Source organism: Nocardiopsis sp. EMB25 (assembly GCF_026797795.1).
GTDB classification, from domain to species: domain Bacteria; phylum Actinomycetota; class Actinomycetes; order Streptosporangiales; family Streptosporangiaceae; genus Nocardiopsis; species Nocardiopsis lucentensis.
Window position 1 is genome coordinate 373237 of record NZ_JAMTDN010000001.1, and the last position, 14011, is coordinate 387247.

Here is a 14011-nt window from a genome sequence, read left to right on the forward strand (position 1 = left end):
GAGGTCCGGTGCGCCGCATCGGAATCGTCGTCGGAGCCGCTTCACTCTTCATCACCGCCAGTGCGGGCGTCTCGGTCGGGGCTCCCGCCCTCGACCCCCGAGAGCCCACCACCGAACCCGTCGCCGCCCACCACCCCGTCTTCGAGCGCCCGCTGATCGCCGTCGCCCACCGTGGCGCGTCGGGGCACGCACCAGAGAACACCCTCGCCGCCATCGACGTCGCCCATGAACTGGGCGCCGTGACGGTCGAGGTCGACGTCCAGCTCACCGCGGACGGCGAACCGGTGATCATGCACGACACCACCCTGGAGCGGACCACCGACGTCGAGGCGGTCTTCCCCGACCGTGCGCCCTACCGGGTCTCGGACTTCACCATGGCGGAGATCCGCCGGCTCGACGCCGGCGGCTGGTACGACCCGGCCTTCGCCGGCGAGCCCGTCCCCACCCTGGGGGAGGTCCTCGACCGGATGGCGGAGCACGACCTCAACCTTCTCCTGGAACTCAAGGAGCCCGAGCTCTACCCCGGCCTCGAACGCGCCGTCGCCGAGGAGCTGTTCGACCGAGCGGAGTGGTTCAGGCGCAACCCGCCGTGGGAGCCCCGCCGCCTGGTCATCCAGAGCTTCGACTGGGAGTCGGTCCGCGAGTCCCAGGACATCCTGCGGCCCGTTCCGCACGGCCTACTGGGCATGGTCCCCGAGGATCGGATCGACGACTACGGCTGGGCCGCCATGATCAACCCGAACCACAGGCACATCGACGCCGACTACGTGCGTCGGGTCCAGGAGGCCGGGATGGAGATCATGCCCTACACGATCAACGACCGCGCCACCATGGACGCCGTCCTGGGGCTGGGGGTGGACGGGTTCATCACCGACTACCCCGAGGTCGGGCGGGAGGCCATCGACGACCTCGACGACGGCGACCGTTTCGGGGCCCCGGTGCCGCCCGCGCCTCCGGTCGCTGCGAACGACTGACACCCGGCCGCCCGCCGCGCTTGACGCCGGTGGGATGATCGGACCGACCGACACCGTCCCCGCCCGGTCACGGCCCCGAGGGTCGGGACCGGGCGGGGTACTGGCGCGCAGGAGGCGTGGACGCACCGTGACCGATCGGCTCGACATCCCGCGTGAACACATCGACTGGCGGACCAAGGGACTCTGGTGGCCGGGCGATCCCGTCACCCTGGAGGAGTTCGCCACCCGACGGTTCCACCTCTTCTCCGGGCCGTTCACCTGGCCGCTCATGGTGCTGCGCGCCTCCGCGCTCGACCGCAACATCGCGGCGCTCGCGGCGTTCTCCGAGCGGCACGGCCTGCCGCTCGCACCGCACGGTAAGACCTCCATGGCCCCCGCGCTGATCCAGCGCCAGCTGGCCGCGGGCGCCTGGGGGGTCACCGCCGCCACCGCCAACCAGGTCCTGGCCTACCGCCGGTTCGGGGTCCGCCGAATCATCCTGGCCAATGAGCTCCTCGACCACGTGGCGCTGCGCTGGGTCGCCGACGAACTCGACCGCGACCCCGACTTCGAGTTCCTCTTCTACGCCGACTCCGGTGAGGGTGTGGCGGCGGCCGCCGGAGCCCTCGCCGACCGTCCGAACGGCCGCCCCCTGCGGGTGCTGGTCGAACGCGGAGTCCCCGGAGGGCGCACCGGCTGCCGCACCCGCGAGCACCTTCTCGCCGTGGCGCGCGCCGTGGTCGCCGAGCCCGGCCTGGAACTGGCCGGGGTCGCGGGCTACGAGGGCCCTCTGGGCGACGATGCCGACGCCGTGCGCGCGTTCCTCCGAGACCTGGGAGGCGACGCCGCGGCGATCACCGCCGAGCACGGACTGGAGCGGCCGGTGCTGTCGGTGGGCGGCAGCGCGTGGTTCGACCTGGTCGCCGAGGAGCTCGGCGGTCGTGAGGACGTCCTTCCGATCCTGCGCAGCGGCGCCTACGTCGCGCACGACGACGGGCTCTACCGCCGCACCACCCCCTACCGCCGCCTCCCCGAAGGGCCCGGCACGCTGGAGGGGGCGCTGGAACTGTGGGCACGGGTGGTGTCCGTGCCGGAGGAGGGGCTGGCCATCGCGGCCCTGGGCCGCCGCGAGGCCAACCACGACCAGGGTTTCCCGATCCCCCGAGCGCTACGGCGCGCCGACGGCGGGACCGTCGCGGCCACGGGCGTGGAGGTCACCGGGCTCAACGACCACCACGCCTACCTGCGGATCCCGCCCGAACTGGGTGTGGCCCCCGGTGACCTGGTCTCCTTCGGGATCTCCCACCCGTGCACGGCCTTCGACCGCTGGCGGGTGATCCCCGTGGTGGACGACCAGGACACGGTCGTGGACGTCGTCGCCACCTACTTCTGAGCCCGGCCGGGACCGTGAGCCCCAGTCCCGGCGGCCCGGGTGCGCGGCCGCCGGGGGTACGGGATCACCAGCCGCCGACACCCGGCCGGCTCTGCCACGGCCGCGGTCCGTCCAGCGGCCGGTACTCCACCCCGGCCGCGTCCAGCCGGTCCAGGTGCCCGCGCAGCCGGGGCTCGAACTCGGCGTAGTCGCGGTCGCCGGAGGACCACACCTGTTCGGCGAAGGCGACCGCGCGCGGGAACACCATGTAGTCCAGCCCGCGGGGCGAGTCGATGTGCTCGGTCCACACGTTGACCTGGGCGCCCAGGACGTGCTCGGCCTCCGCTTCGGTCAGGCCCCCGGGGACGGGCTCGGCCGCGTAGACGTCCTCGGTGCGCAGGAGCGTGCCGACCGGGACCGGCTCGTCGGGGGAGTCGGACTGCTTGTAGTCGAGGTAGGACGTCGCGGTCGGGGCCATGACCACGTCGTGCCCGGCCCGGGCCGCGGCCAGTCCGCCCTCCTGGCCGCGCCAGGACATCACCGTCGCTCCCGGCGCCAGACCCCCTTCGAGGATCTCGTCCCATCCGAGCAGCCTGCGCCCCCGCGCCGTCAGGTGATCGTCGAGCTGGCGGATGAACCAGCTCTGGAGCCCGTCCTCGTCGGCCAACCCCTCCTCGCGGATCCTCCGCTGGGCGGATTCGCTGTCCTTCCACTGGGCCTTGGGGCACTCGTCGCCGCCCACGTGCACGTACGTACTCGGGAACAGTTCCAGCAGTTCGTCGAACACGTTCTTGTAGAAGTCCAGGACGCCGTCGGTGACGGCCAGGACGTTGTCGTTGACCCCCCACCGGGTCCACACCGGGATCAGCCCGCTCTCGCCCAGCTCGGGGTAGGCGTGGATGGCCGCCTGGGAGTGGCCGGGGACATCGATCTCCGGGACCACCGTGATGTGGCGGGCCGCGGCGTGGGCGACGATCTCGCGGATGTCGTCCTGGGTGTAGAACCCGCCGTGGGGGCGCCCGTCGAACACGGGGGGCGTGGTGCCGCCCACCTGGCTCTCGGTGCGCCACGCACCGGCCTCGGTCAGCTTCGGGTACCGCCGGATCTGGACCCGCCACCCCTGGTCGTCGGTCAGGTGCAGGTGCAGGACGTTGAGTTTGTGCGCGGCCAGCAGGTCGATGAACCGCAGCACCTCGCGCTTGGGGAGGAAGTGCCGCGCCACGTCCAGCATCACGCCGCGCCAGCGGAACCGGGGGGCGTCGGTGACGCGCGCTGCGGGCAGGGTCCACTCCACACCGTCGAGCGGTGCGCCGCGATAGGCGTCGGCCGGCAGCAGCTGGCGCAGGGTCTGGGCGCCGTAGAAGACGCCGGCCGGGTCGTGGCCGACGACGATGGCGCCCTCCTCGTCCACGATCAACCGGTAGCCCTCCGGGCCGAGTCCGGCTCCGGGGTCGACGCTGAGCCGAATCCGCGCGTCGTCCTCGTCCCCGGTGCTCAGGGGAAGGCCAGTCGACGCGCCGAGTTCACGTTGGAGCCACGCCAGTGTTCCCCGAGCCTCGGGGTCGGCGGACACCCTGGTGGCCGTGGTGAGTGTGAATCCGCCGGAATCGCCCGGAACCGCCTGTTCGGGGCGTGGGATCAACGGCCGGTCGTCGAGGTGGGGGGCGGAAGTGTCAGGCACGGGGAACTGCTCCTATCCGGTCTAGACCAATAATGGACATCCTGCCACGCACGTGCCCTGGGGCGCACCCCCGAGGGTGCGCTCGTCCGCCGTGCCCGAGGGGGCGCCGGACCGACCGATGCCTGCTCTCGGAGGGGCGGCGGTCACCGCGTCCCGTCCTGGTCGCGCGGACCCCGCCGACCCGAGACCGGCGTGGACCCTGATGCGCTGTGCGGGTGGATGCGAGTGGTCTGACCTGGGAGGGAGCGCCGCCGTCGGGCGAGGGCGCAGTGTGCGGCCCCCGAAGCGGGGTGGGGCGAGCACTACCCGGCGGACGGGGGTTGCCGTTATCGCCGACCCGGAGGGCCCGTCCGTAACGTGGTGGCCAGGACGTGTTCGCGGAACACGTCCTGGATCCGGAGCCCGCGGGGCGAAGGGACGGGACCGAGTGTCAGGGGATGCGACGATGAGGTCACGACGCCGAGTGTCGGCGACGACCGCCCGGCGGCGGTGGCACCGATGACGTGGTCCGTCCTCATCGCCGTGGCGGGGGCCTTCACCCTGGCGCTCGGCTCCGCGCTCCAGGAACGCGACGCGGTCCGTGCCCCGGGGCGACAGGTCGCGCGGGCCGGGTTCCTGCTGCACCTGCTGCGCCAGCCCCGGTGGCTGGTCGGCAGCGGGGCGGCGGTCCTGGGCTCGGTTCTGCACCTGGTGGCCCTCAGCGGCGCCCCCCTGACCATCATCCAGCCGATCGGTGTCACCGGTCTGCTGTTCGCGATCGTCCTGTCGGCCCTGTTCAACCACCAGAGGGTGAGTGCCTGGCAGATCACCGCCGGAGCCTTCGTCATGGTGGGACTCGTGGGTGTCCTGTGGCTGTTCCCCCACGGGTCGGACACACCGGCCATGGGGGTCGCGACGGCGCTCGTCCTTGCCGGGGCCTCCCTCGGGTTCGGGCTCGCCGTGTACCTCACCGCGGACTGGATTCCCAGCGGTGCGCGTGCCCTGCTGCTCGCCCTGGTGGGCGGGGCGGCCATGGGCACCACCTCCGGCCTGGCACGCGTCATCGCCGCCAACGTCCTCGACGACTGGACGGCCCTGGTCGGCTGGCTGACCCCGCTCGCCGTGCTCACCGCGGTCTTCGGCGCCCTGCTCATGCAGAACGCCTACCGGACCGGCCACTTCGCGGCGGCCTACGCCACGTTGCTCATCACCGACCCCGTCGTCGGTGTGGCCATCGGCGCGTTCCTCCTGGGTGAGGGGACGCCCGAGACCGCCACCGCGCAGGTGGGGGCCGCGGCCTTCGCCGCCTTCGCGATCGCCGGAACCATCGCCCTCGCCCGGACGCGCCACCGCAACCCCGAGGCCGCCGGGGTCGCCGGGCGCGCGCCGAAGGATGCCCGTACCCGTACCCGTTGAAGGAGTTGCCATGGCCCAGACCAACCGTGTGCTGCGCGTGCTCATCGCCACGGACACCTACCCGCCCGACGTCAACGGCGCCGGGTACTTCACCCACCGCCTGGCCGAGGGACTGGCGGGGCGGGGGCACCGGGTCCACGTGGTCTGCCCCTCCGACCTGGGAGATCCCTACGTGACCGCCAACGGCGGCGTGACCGAGCACCGCCTGCGGTCGGCCCCCATCCCCCTCCAGGAGTCGATGCGTATGGCCGTCCCCCTGGGTATCGGCGGCCACACGGCGCGGTTGGTGGCACGTCTGGACCCGGACGTCGTCCACGTGCAGAGTCACTTCACGGTCAGCCGGACCGCGTTGCGCCGGGCTCGCGCGGTGGGGGTGCCGGTCGTGTTCACCAACCACTTCATGCCGGACAACCTGTACGCGCACGCCCACCTGCCCCAGGGCGTCCACTCGGTGGCCGGGTCGGTCGCCTGGCGTGACATGGTGCGTGTGGCGGGAGCGGCCGACCACGTGACCACGCCGACCCCCCGTGCCGCCCGCCTGTTGCGGGAGAAGGGGTTCGCCCGGGCGGTGGAGGCCATCTCCTGCGGGATCGACCTGGAGCGGTTCCATCCCCGGGAGGGGGAACGGGCGGCGGCCCGTGCCCGGTTCGGGCTGCCCGACCGCGACACGGTCGTCTTCGTCGGTCGGCTCGACGTGGAGAAGCGGATCGACGATACGATCCGTGCCCTGGCGCGCGTGGTGTCGGAGCGGGACGCGCAGCTGGTCCTGGCCGGGACCGGGCAGCGCGAGCAGGAACTGCGCGCGCTCGCCGCGGGCCTTGGGATCGCCGACCGCGTGCGCTTCCTCGGTTTCGTCCCGGACGAGGACCTGCCGCTGGTCTACGCGGCGGGGGACGTGTTCGCGATCGCGAGTGTCGCGGAGCTTCAGAGCATCGCGACGCTGGAGGCGATGTCCACGGGGTTGCCGGTGGTGGCCGCTGACGCGATGGCGCTGCCGCACTTGGTCGAGGAGGGGCGCAACGGTTTCCTCTTCCCGGCGGGTGACGTGGCCGCACTGGCCGAGCACCTGCTCACCGTCCTGGGCCCCGACGACCGGCGTCGTGCCATGGGCACGGCGAGCCGGGAGATCGCCCTACGGCACGATCAGCGCCGGTCGCTGGAGCGTTTCGAGGCCGTGTACACGAGCCTCGGAGCCGCGGTGCCCGCACCCGTGCGCGTGGAGCGGGTCATCGCCGCCTGAGGAGGGCGAATGTAGCCAAATGATGTCCGTTATGTCACTTTCCGCATTCTTTGCGAGGTGATCAGTGAACTCGGCGCTGATCAGGAAATACCTGACAATGTGTGGTTCGAGGGCATCAGCGGGCGGGCCGGGGTCGGCTGGACCGTTCGCGGCGGCAACGTGACGGAGGGCCTCACCGAACGGCTGATCAGCGCCGAACGGGAGGCCAGCACCCACGAGCGAGACATGTCCGAGTTCGAGCGAGAACGCATCGACCTGGAACACCGGGTCGTGCGTATGGAGGCCGAACTCGAAGCCCTGCGGCGGAGGCGGCTGGAGGCCTACGCCCGTTGGTGGAACGCCAGGGACCACCGGGACCGCGCACTCCACGTCTGCCGCCGCCTGCGTCGACGCATCGACCGGACCCGCCGCCGCAGGCGCGATCTGTGACCTCTCGGACGCCGGGCCGCCCGCGCGGGACCTGACCACTCACATGTCCCGCACGGGACCCCGCACGGTCGGCCCGTGTCCGGACAGGCGATCCCCGACCTCGGCGGCGGCGTCCCGCAGCGCCGCCAGCGTGACCTGCACCGCCGGACGGCGCAGCGTCGCCGGGCGCAGCACCGCGTACACGTGCCGCTCCGGCGGCGACTCGGGTAGCTGCCGAAAGGCCAGTCCGCCCGGAGCACCCACCATGGCCAGCGCGGGAACGGCCGCGATGCCGATACCTCGGGAGACCAGGCTCAGGATGGTTCCCAACCCCTCGAACTCCCAGGCCGCGCCCGGCAGCCCGCCCACCTCGGCCAACAGCCGGTCCGTCCCGTAGCGCGACCGCTCGCCCTCCGGAGCCACGATCCAGGACTCGCCGAGCAGGCCTTCGAGCTCCAGCGGCTCCTCCGGGTCCGCCAACCGGTGGTACTCGGGAACGGCCAGTACCAGCGGGTCGCGCAGCAGGTGGACGTGGCGCAGTCCGCTCTCCGGACCGGGACCCGGATGCTGTCCGGTCCAGTCGTCGACCAGGGCGATGTCGACCTCGCGCGAGCGCACCTTCTCGGTCCCCGTCGCGAGCAGGGTCTGACGCAGCACCAGCTGCATGCCCTCGTGTGCGCGCAGCGCGGGGGCGAGCAGCGGCGCGAAGGCCACGGCCGCGGTCGGGAAGGCCGTCACCGTCACCACGCCGACCGCGACGTCCACCTGCTCGGCCAGCACCGACTCCGTGGCCTCCACCAACGCGAGGATCTCCTCGGCCTGGACGACCAGGAGCCGCCCGGCGTCGGTCAGTTCGGCGCCCCGGGCCGAACGGTCCAGGAGCGCCACCCCCGTCTCCCGCTCCAGGGTGGCCAGTTGCTGTGACACGGCCGAGGGGGTGTAGCCCAGGGCTGCGGCCGTGGCCGCGATGGTGCCCCGCACGCTGAACTCACGGAGCAACTGGAGACGCCGAAGGTCGAGCATAAGTTCAGCTTACGCTCACCATCGAAAAGACTCGCTTGTGCTGATGGGGCAACGCGGGCAAGCTGAACAGTGACAGACCGTCACCTCACGGCGCGGTCAAGCGCCAGATCATGAGCCGGAGATGAGTCCTTCATGACCGCCACTGTGTCCGCGACGCTCGCCGTCAACGAAGCCCTCGCAGAGAAACGACGCCAGGGGGTGCGCGTCCTGCCGCTCGGCTTCGGCGAGGCCGGGCTCCCGGTTCACCCGGTTCTGCGGGACCAGCTCTCCGCCGGAAACGGCGCCAACGCCTACGGCCCCGTCGCCGGAACGGCGGCCCTGCGCGAGGCGGCCGCGGGGTACTGGGGCCGGCGCGGACTGCCCACCGACCCCGAGATGGTCATCGCCGGTCCCGGCAGCAAACCACTGCTGTACAGCCTCCTCATGGAGATCGGTGGGGACACGGCCATCGCCGCTCCCAGCTGGGTGAGCTACGCGGCGCAGAGCCGCCTGCTCGGACAGCGGCCGCTCATGGTCCCGACGGCTACGGGGGAGGGCGGCCTGCCACAGCCCGACCTGCTGCACGCGGCCGTCACCGGCGCCCGCGAACAGGGTCGCACCGTCAGCGCCGTGATCGTCACCCTGCCCGACAACCCCACCGGTACCGTGGCCAGGCCGGACACGGTACGTCGCCTGGCCGAGGTGGCGCGCGAACTCGACCTCGTCATCATCTCCGACGAGATCTACCGCGATCTCGTCCACCCCGCCGCGTCCGGCCAGACGCCGACCGAGGTACGCAGCCCCGCCGAGTACGCGCCCGAGCGCACCGTCGTCTCCAGCGGCCTGAGCAAGAACCTGGCCCTGGGCGGCTGGCGGATCGGTGTCCTGCGCCTGCCCGACTCCGAGATCGGCCACCGACTGCGCGGCGGTCTGCTCGGCGTGGCAAGCGAGATCTGGTCGAGCCCGGCCGCCCCCGTCCAGGCGGCCGCCGCGCACGCGTTCACCGAACCCACCGAACTGGTCGACCACATCGGTCGCAGTCGCCGCCTGCACGGACTCGTCGCCCAGGCCGTCACCGACGTGTTCGTCCGCGCCGGGACCGCGGTCGCCACCCCGCGCGCGGCCTTCTACCTCTACCCCGACTTCGAGCCGCACCGCGAACGGCTGGCCGCCCTGCACGGGGTGACCACCGGGCCCGAACTCACCGAGCTGCTTCTGGAACGGTACGGGATGGGAGTCCTGCCCGCCGCCGAGTTCGGTGAGGGACCCGAGGCCCTTCGCGCGCGGGTCGCCACCAGCCTGCTGTACGGCGAGACCGAGGAGCGCCGGTACGCCGCGCTCGCCGCCACGGATCCGCTGGCCCTGCCGTGGATCCGCGCGCACCTGGAACGTCTGGAAGAGGTCCTCGACTCTCTGCTCGAAGGGGCACCGACCGCCGTCGTTCCCGAGCCGCAGAGCGGAGCGGAGCCACTGTACTGCTGAGGACCCGGACCGCGCCCGCCACGTGAAGGGGGCGAGGCGGACGCGTCCCACCGGCCTCCCCCGGGGCTTCCCCGGGGGAGGTCCCTCGCGCTGGGAGTCCGGTCCGCCCGGGCGTGCCTCGGCACACGCCCAGGGACGATCAGGTACCGATGGCGTCGGACAGGGAGCCGTGCGGGAGGCTCCCGACGCCGCCGGAGGGATGACGGCCTCCGCTCCTGGCCAGTTCCCTGCTCGGCGCGATCACCGACCGGTAGTGGTCGGTCAGCTGCGCGCCGATCGCCTCCCAGGTGCGTTGTGCCACCGACGGCCGGGCCGCGGCCGCCATCCGCTCACGTACCTGCCGGTTGTGCGCCAGACGTCCCACCGCGACCCGCAGTTCGCGCACGGAGTCGGGGGAGTAGAGCAGCCCGTTGCGTTCGGGGACGACCAGGTCCACGGGGCCGCCGGAGTTCGGCGCCACCGCCGGGACACCCGAGGCCAGAGCCTCCTGTACCGCCTGGCAGAAGGTCTCGTCGGCGCCGGTGTGCACGAACACGTCCATGGACGCGTAGAGGCGGGACAGGTCGTCCCCGGTCCGCTGTCCGGTGAACACGGCCTCGGGCAGGCGGCGGCGCAGACGGGCGCGCTCCGGGCCGTCCCCCACGACCACCAGCTTGATTCCGCGCAGCCGGGCCACGTGGGCCAGCAGGTCCACACGCTTGTCCTTGGCGAGGCGGCCGACGTAGCCCACGATCGTCTCGCCGCCGGGAGCGAGACGACGGCGCAGTTCCTCGTCGCGGTGCTCGGGTGAGAAACGCCGGGTGTCCACGCCGCGCTGCCACAGGTGGAGCCGGGGGAAACCGTGCTCGGCCAGGGTCCGCGTGGTGGCCGAGGAGGGCACCAGGGTGCGGTCGACGGCCGAGTGCACCCGGCGGAGCAGCGGCCACACGGTCTGACCGCCGGGCAGCCCGTACCGGCCGGCGAACCCGGCCAGGTCGGTCTGGAACACGGCCACGGTCGGCAGGGCCCAACGGCGGGCGGCCTCCACGGCCGCGTGCCCGAGCAGCGCGGGTGAGGCCAGGTGCAGGACGTCGGGCGCGAAGGCGCGGATGGCGGCGGTCATCGTGCGGCGGGCCGGGAGCCCCACCGAGAAATCCCGGTAGAAGGGCAACGGGAGGGAGGGCATGCGGATGACGGGGAAACCGGCGTAGGAGGCGGGACCGTGGCCGGGGGCCAGGACCATCGCCTGGTGGCCCTCGGCGGCGAGCAGGTCGGCGACCCGGCACACGGAGTTGGTGACGCCGTTGACCTGGGGGAGGAAGGACTCGGTCACGATCGCCACGCGCAACGGAGCGGGGGAGGGCGGTCGGAGGGCGGTGGAGGGAGACGGGTGGTCCGGGGCCATGAGCAGAGCTCCCAACGCAAGGGGGATGACTACCTCCGACGCTAGGGTCGAGGGGTGAACCCCCGTGGGGTCCCCGGGGAACCGGGACCGAAGGCCGGACGTGGTTTCGCCGAGCGCGCGGTGACACGGGGCGAGCGATCGGGTGGCCAACGGGTGGCCCGACGATGGATAGGATCGCCTTCCGTAGCCGTAGTAAAACTCTAGGGAGTCGTTCGGTGACCCTCGTGGAATGGGCGGAGTTGGTCCGCGCCGAGCTGGACCTGACCGGGGACGATCCCGTGGACAAGGCGGACGTCGACCGCGTCCTCGACCTGGCGAGGGACGCCGCCCACTCGGTGGCGCGCCCCGCGGCCCCCCTCACCACCTACCTGTTGGGCATCGCGGTGGGCCGGGGAGCGGATCCCGACGCGGCCGCCGCCGCTCTCAGCAGGCTCGCGTCGGCTCAGGCCGACGGATCCGCGGACTCGTAGGGCGCGCGGTCGCAACGGTTGCGACGGGCGGCCGTGACGCCATCGTGACGAACCGCTGCAAGCCTGACACCACCCCTGGGTGTCCCGGCCTGGTGGGCACCGTTCCCTCGGGAAGGGCGGCTCCCGCTGACCGCGGGCACACGACCATCCCCCGGTACCTGATCGTGATAGGGAGATCCCCACATGGATCAACTCCTCGACATGGCTGGCCTCGTCAGCGAGATCATCTGGGGACCGTACGTCCTCATCCCCCTGCTGCTCGGCGTCGGCGTGTTCCTGACCGTCCGCCTGCGGCTGCTCCAGCTCTTCCGGCTGCCCCACGCCCTCTGGCTGGCCTTCGTTCGGCGTAAGGAGGACGCGTCCGTCGAGGGCGACATCTCCCACTACCAGGCCCTGAGCACCGCGCTCGCCGCCACCGTCGGTGTCGGCAACATCGCCGGCGCGGCCCTCGCCATCGGGGTGGGCGGCCCGGGCGCCCTGTTCTGGATGTGGATCGTCGGCTTCTTCGGCATGGCGACCAAGTACAGCGAGGCGCTCCTGGGCGTCATGTTCCGCCGCACCGACGACAAGGGTGAGCAGAGCGGCGGACCGATGTTCTACCTCAAGTACGGTCTGCCGGGCGGGCTCGGTACCACGCTGGGCGTGGCCTTCGCGGTGTTCGGCGCGGTGGCGGCGTTCGGCATCGGCAACGGCACCCAGGCCAACGCCGTGTCGCAGCAGGTCACCAACATCACGCCGCTGGCGCCGTGGATGGTGGGCCTGATCCTGATGGTCCTCGCGGGCTCCGTCATCCTCGGCGGTATCAAGAGCATCGGCCGGGTGGCCTCCGCTCTGGTGCCCCTGATGATCGTCGCCTACATCGGTATCGCCCTGATCATCCTCATCGTGAACTGGGCGGGCATCCTTCCGGCGCTCCAGCTCGTGGTCACCGACGCGTTCACCGGCACGGCAGCGGGCGGCGGGTTCGCCGGAGCGGGTGTCATGCTCGCCATCCAGATGGGTTTCGCGCGCGGTATCTTCTCCAACGAGTCGGGCCTGGGCACCGGCGCCATCGCCGCCGCGGCGGCCAAGACCAGGCAGCCCGTCCGCCAGGCGATGGTCTCCATGACCCAGACCTTCATCGACACGATCATCGTGGTGACGATGACGTGCCTGGTCATCATCACCACCGGGGCCTGGCGGGGAGAGAACAGCCAGGACGGCTCACTGCTGACCACGGACGCCCTGACCCAGGGACTCGGGTCGATCAGCCCCGGACTGGCTCCGGTCGGCACCTACGTCGTGGCGATCGCCGTCGCGGTCTTCGCCTTCACCACCCTGCTCGGCTGGGCGTACTACGGCGAGCGGTGCGTGGAGTTCCTCGCCGGGCGCAAGCTCGTCCTCCCCTACCGTCTGGTGTTCATCGCCGTCATCTACGTCGGATCGGTCGCCGCGTTGGACCCGGTGTGGCTGTTCAGCGACATCGCCAACGGGCTCATGGCACTGCCCAACCTCATCGGGCTCCTGTTGCTGTCGCCGGTCGTCGTGGCCGAGACCCGGAAGTTCTTCGCCCACCCCGACTGGAAGAACCCGGACGCCGTCATGGACGACGTGAGCAAGGGCAGGTAGGACCGGCTCTTCCGGGGAACACGACGAGGGGGCCGCGCCCAGGCGCGGCCCCCTTGCCGTGTGTCATGGTGCTCGCCGCCACCAGGGGTGACTGTGCTCGCTACCACCAGGGGTGGAAGTGGTGCACCGGGCCCTGGCCGCCACCCGCGTCGACCTCGTCGGCGCGGCGGATCGCCTCCGTCAGGTACGCCTTGGCGTCGGCGATCGCGGTGGCGGCGTCGGGTCGCCGCGGCAGGAGCGCGGCGATCGACGAGGACAGGGTGCAGCCCGTGCCGTGTGTGTTGCGCGTGGCCATCCGCCGGGCCCGGAACTCGACGGGCTCGGCGTCCCGGGAGACGAGGACGTCGACGCTCTCCTCCCCAGCCAGGTGGCCGCCCTTGAGCAGGACCCGGCGCGGTCCCAGCTCCAGCAGCCGCCCGGCCTGGGCGCGCATCGTCGCCAGGTCGGCGGCCTCGGGCTCGCCCAGCAGGTCCGCTGCCTCGGGGAGGTTCGGGGTGATCAGGTCCGCGTGTGGCAGCAGCAGCGTGCGCAGCGCCTTGACCGCCGAGGACTCCAACAGCCGGTCACCGCTCTTGGCGACCATCACCGGGTCCACCACGACGTTCGGCAGTTCGTGGCGCACGATCGCGTCCGCCACCGCCTCGGTGATCTCGGCGGTGGCGAGCATCCCGACCTTGACCGCATGGACGGTGGCGTCGGTGAAGAGCGTGTCCATCTGCTGGGTCACGAAGTCCACCGGGACGCCGTGGACACCGGTCACCCCCCGCGTGGACTGCGCGGTCAGGGCGGTGATGACGGTCATCCCGTAGGTGCCGTGCGCGGAGAACGCCTTGAGGTCGGCCTGGATCCCCGCGCCGCCGCTGGGGTCGCTTCCGGCGATGGACACGATGTTGTACGCGCTCATGGGCGTCCCTTCGCTAGTACTAACTAGGGCAGGTTCGACGGGTCTGTTCTCAGCCGGGGGCTCCCCGGCACCCCGCGCCGTCGGGGCGTCATCGCCCCGGACGTGGAATGGT

At 72.1% G+C, this 14011-nt stretch carries 12 protein-coding genes and 1 riboswitch; of the genes, 8 read left to right on the plus strand and 4 right to left on the minus strand.

The window, feature by feature from the left end; genetic code table 11:
- Positions 1–8: 8 nt before the first annotated feature.
- Together KIK06_RS01585 and KIK06_RS01590 are read left to right on the plus strand one after the other, a co-directional pair.
- Positions 9–974 (plus strand): glycerophosphodiester phosphodiesterase, encoded by a 966-nt coding sequence (locus KIK06_RS01585; RefSeq protein WP_268641622.1) that lies wholly within the window; start codon positions 9–11, stop codon positions 972–974.
- Between the two features lie 127 nt (positions 975–1101).
- Positions 1102–2346 carry an alanine racemase gene (locus tag KIK06_RS01590; RefSeq protein WP_268641623.1) on the plus strand — a complete coding sequence of 415 codons (1245 nt, stop codon included), beginning with the start codon at positions 1102–1104 and terminating at the stop codon, positions 2344–2346.
- A 64-nt stretch (positions 2347–2410) separates the two neighbouring features.
- Here KIK06_RS01590 and KIK06_RS01595 read toward each other — a convergent pair whose 3' ends face one another.
- On the minus strand, positions 2411–4006 hold the full coding sequence (locus tag KIK06_RS01595) for a beta-N-acetylhexosaminidase (RefSeq protein WP_017598800.1): 1596 nt from the start codon (positions 4004–4006) through the stop codon (positions 2411–2413).
- A gap of 498 nt (positions 4007–4504) precedes the next feature.
- Here KIK06_RS01595 and KIK06_RS01600 point away from each other — a divergent pair, with 498 nt between their 5' ends.
- The 3 genes from KIK06_RS01600 to KIK06_RS01610 all read left to right on the plus strand — a co-directional run bounded on the left by KIK06_RS01600 (position 4505) and on the right by KIK06_RS01610 (position 7070).
- Positions 4505–5401 (plus strand): DMT family transporter, encoded by an 897-nt coding sequence (locus KIK06_RS01600; protein WP_017598799.1) that lies wholly within the window; start codon positions 4505–4507, stop codon positions 5399–5401.
- Positions 5402–5411: 10 nt separating this feature from the next.
- Positions 5412–6641: a glycosyltransferase gene (locus KIK06_RS01605; protein ID WP_268641624.1), complete on the plus strand. Its 1230-nt coding sequence runs from the start codon at positions 5412–5414 to the stop codon at positions 6639–6641.
- Positions 6642–6740: 99 nt separating this feature from the next.
- Positions 6741–7070, plus strand: a complete 330-nt coding sequence (locus tag KIK06_RS01610; RefSeq protein WP_017598797.1) for a hypothetical protein — start codon at positions 6741–6743, stop codon at positions 7068–7070.
- Positions 7071–7109: 39 nt separating this feature from the next.
- Here the strand turns inward: KIK06_RS01610 and KIK06_RS01615 are convergent, their stop codons facing one another.
- Positions 7110–8072 (minus strand): LysR family transcriptional regulator, encoded by a 963-nt coding sequence (locus KIK06_RS01615; RefSeq protein WP_017598796.1) that lies wholly within the window; start codon positions 8070–8072, stop codon positions 7110–7112.
- A 132-nt stretch (positions 8073–8204) separates the two neighbouring features.
- On the opposite strand from KIK06_RS01615, the gene KIK06_RS01620 reads away from it, so the two are divergent.
- Complete coding sequence (locus KIK06_RS01620) at positions 8205–9533, plus strand: pyridoxal phosphate-dependent aminotransferase (protein WP_268641625.1); 1329 nt, start codon at positions 8205–8207, stop codon at positions 9531–9533.
- A gap of 139 nt (positions 9534–9672) precedes the next feature.
- Here KIK06_RS01620 and KIK06_RS01625 read toward each other — a convergent pair whose 3' ends face one another.
- Positions 9673–10917 (minus strand): glycosyltransferase family 4 protein, encoded by a 1245-nt coding sequence (locus KIK06_RS01625; RefSeq protein ID WP_017598794.1) that lies wholly within the window; start codon positions 10915–10917, stop codon positions 9673–9675.
- Between the two features lie 215 nt (positions 10918–11132).
- Here KIK06_RS01625 and KIK06_RS01630 point away from each other — a divergent pair, with 215 nt between their 5' ends.
- Entirely contained in the window at positions 11133–11387 is a 255-nt protein-coding gene (locus tag KIK06_RS01630; RefSeq protein ID WP_268641626.1) for a DUF6457 domain-containing protein, read from the plus strand.
- Between the two features lie 183 nt (positions 11388–11570).
- Complete coding sequence (locus tag KIK06_RS01635; protein ID WP_017598792.1) at positions 11571–12995, plus strand: alanine/glycine:cation symporter family protein; 1425 nt, start codon at positions 11571–11573, stop codon at positions 12993–12995.
- A 100-nt stretch (positions 12996–13095) separates the two neighbouring features.
- Here the strand turns inward: KIK06_RS01635 and thiD are convergent, their stop codons facing one another.
- Positions 13096–13899, minus strand: a complete 804-nt coding sequence (gene thiD, locus KIK06_RS01640; protein ID WP_268641627.1) for a bifunctional hydroxymethylpyrimidine kinase/phosphomethylpyrimidine kinase — start codon at positions 13897–13899, stop codon at positions 13096–13098.
- Positions 13888–13984: riboswitch (TPP riboswitch) on the minus strand. Its footprint overlaps the gene before it by 12 nt.
- Positions 13985–14011: the final 27 nt, after the last annotated feature.

Coding starts and splice junctions, on each gene's coding strand:
- thiD (WP_268641627.1), bottom strand. CDS start 13,899: ATGAGCGCGTACAACATCGTGTCCATCGCCGGAAGCGACCCCAGCGGC.
- KIK06_RS01635 (WP_017598792.1), top strand. CDS start 11,571: ATGGATCAACTCCTCGACATGGCTGGCCTCGTCAGCGAGATCATCTGG.
- KIK06_RS01625 (WP_017598794.1), bottom strand. CDS start 10,917: ATGGCCCCGGACCACCCGTCTCCCTCCACCGCCCTCCGACCGCCCTCC.
- KIK06_RS01620 (WP_268641625.1), top strand. CDS start 8,205: ATGACCGCCACTGTGTCCGCGACGCTCGCCGTCAACGAAGCCCTCGCA.
- KIK06_RS01600 (WP_017598799.1), top strand. CDS start 4,505: ATGACGTGGTCCGTCCTCATCGCCGTGGCGGGGGCCTTCACCCTGGCG.
- KIK06_RS01605 (WP_268641624.1), top strand. CDS start 5,412: ATGGCCCAGACCAACCGTGTGCTGCGCGTGCTCATCGCCACGGACACC.
- KIK06_RS01615 (WP_017598796.1), bottom strand. CDS start 8,072: ATGCTCGACCTTCGGCGTCTCCAGTTGCTCCGTGAGTTCAGCGTGCGG.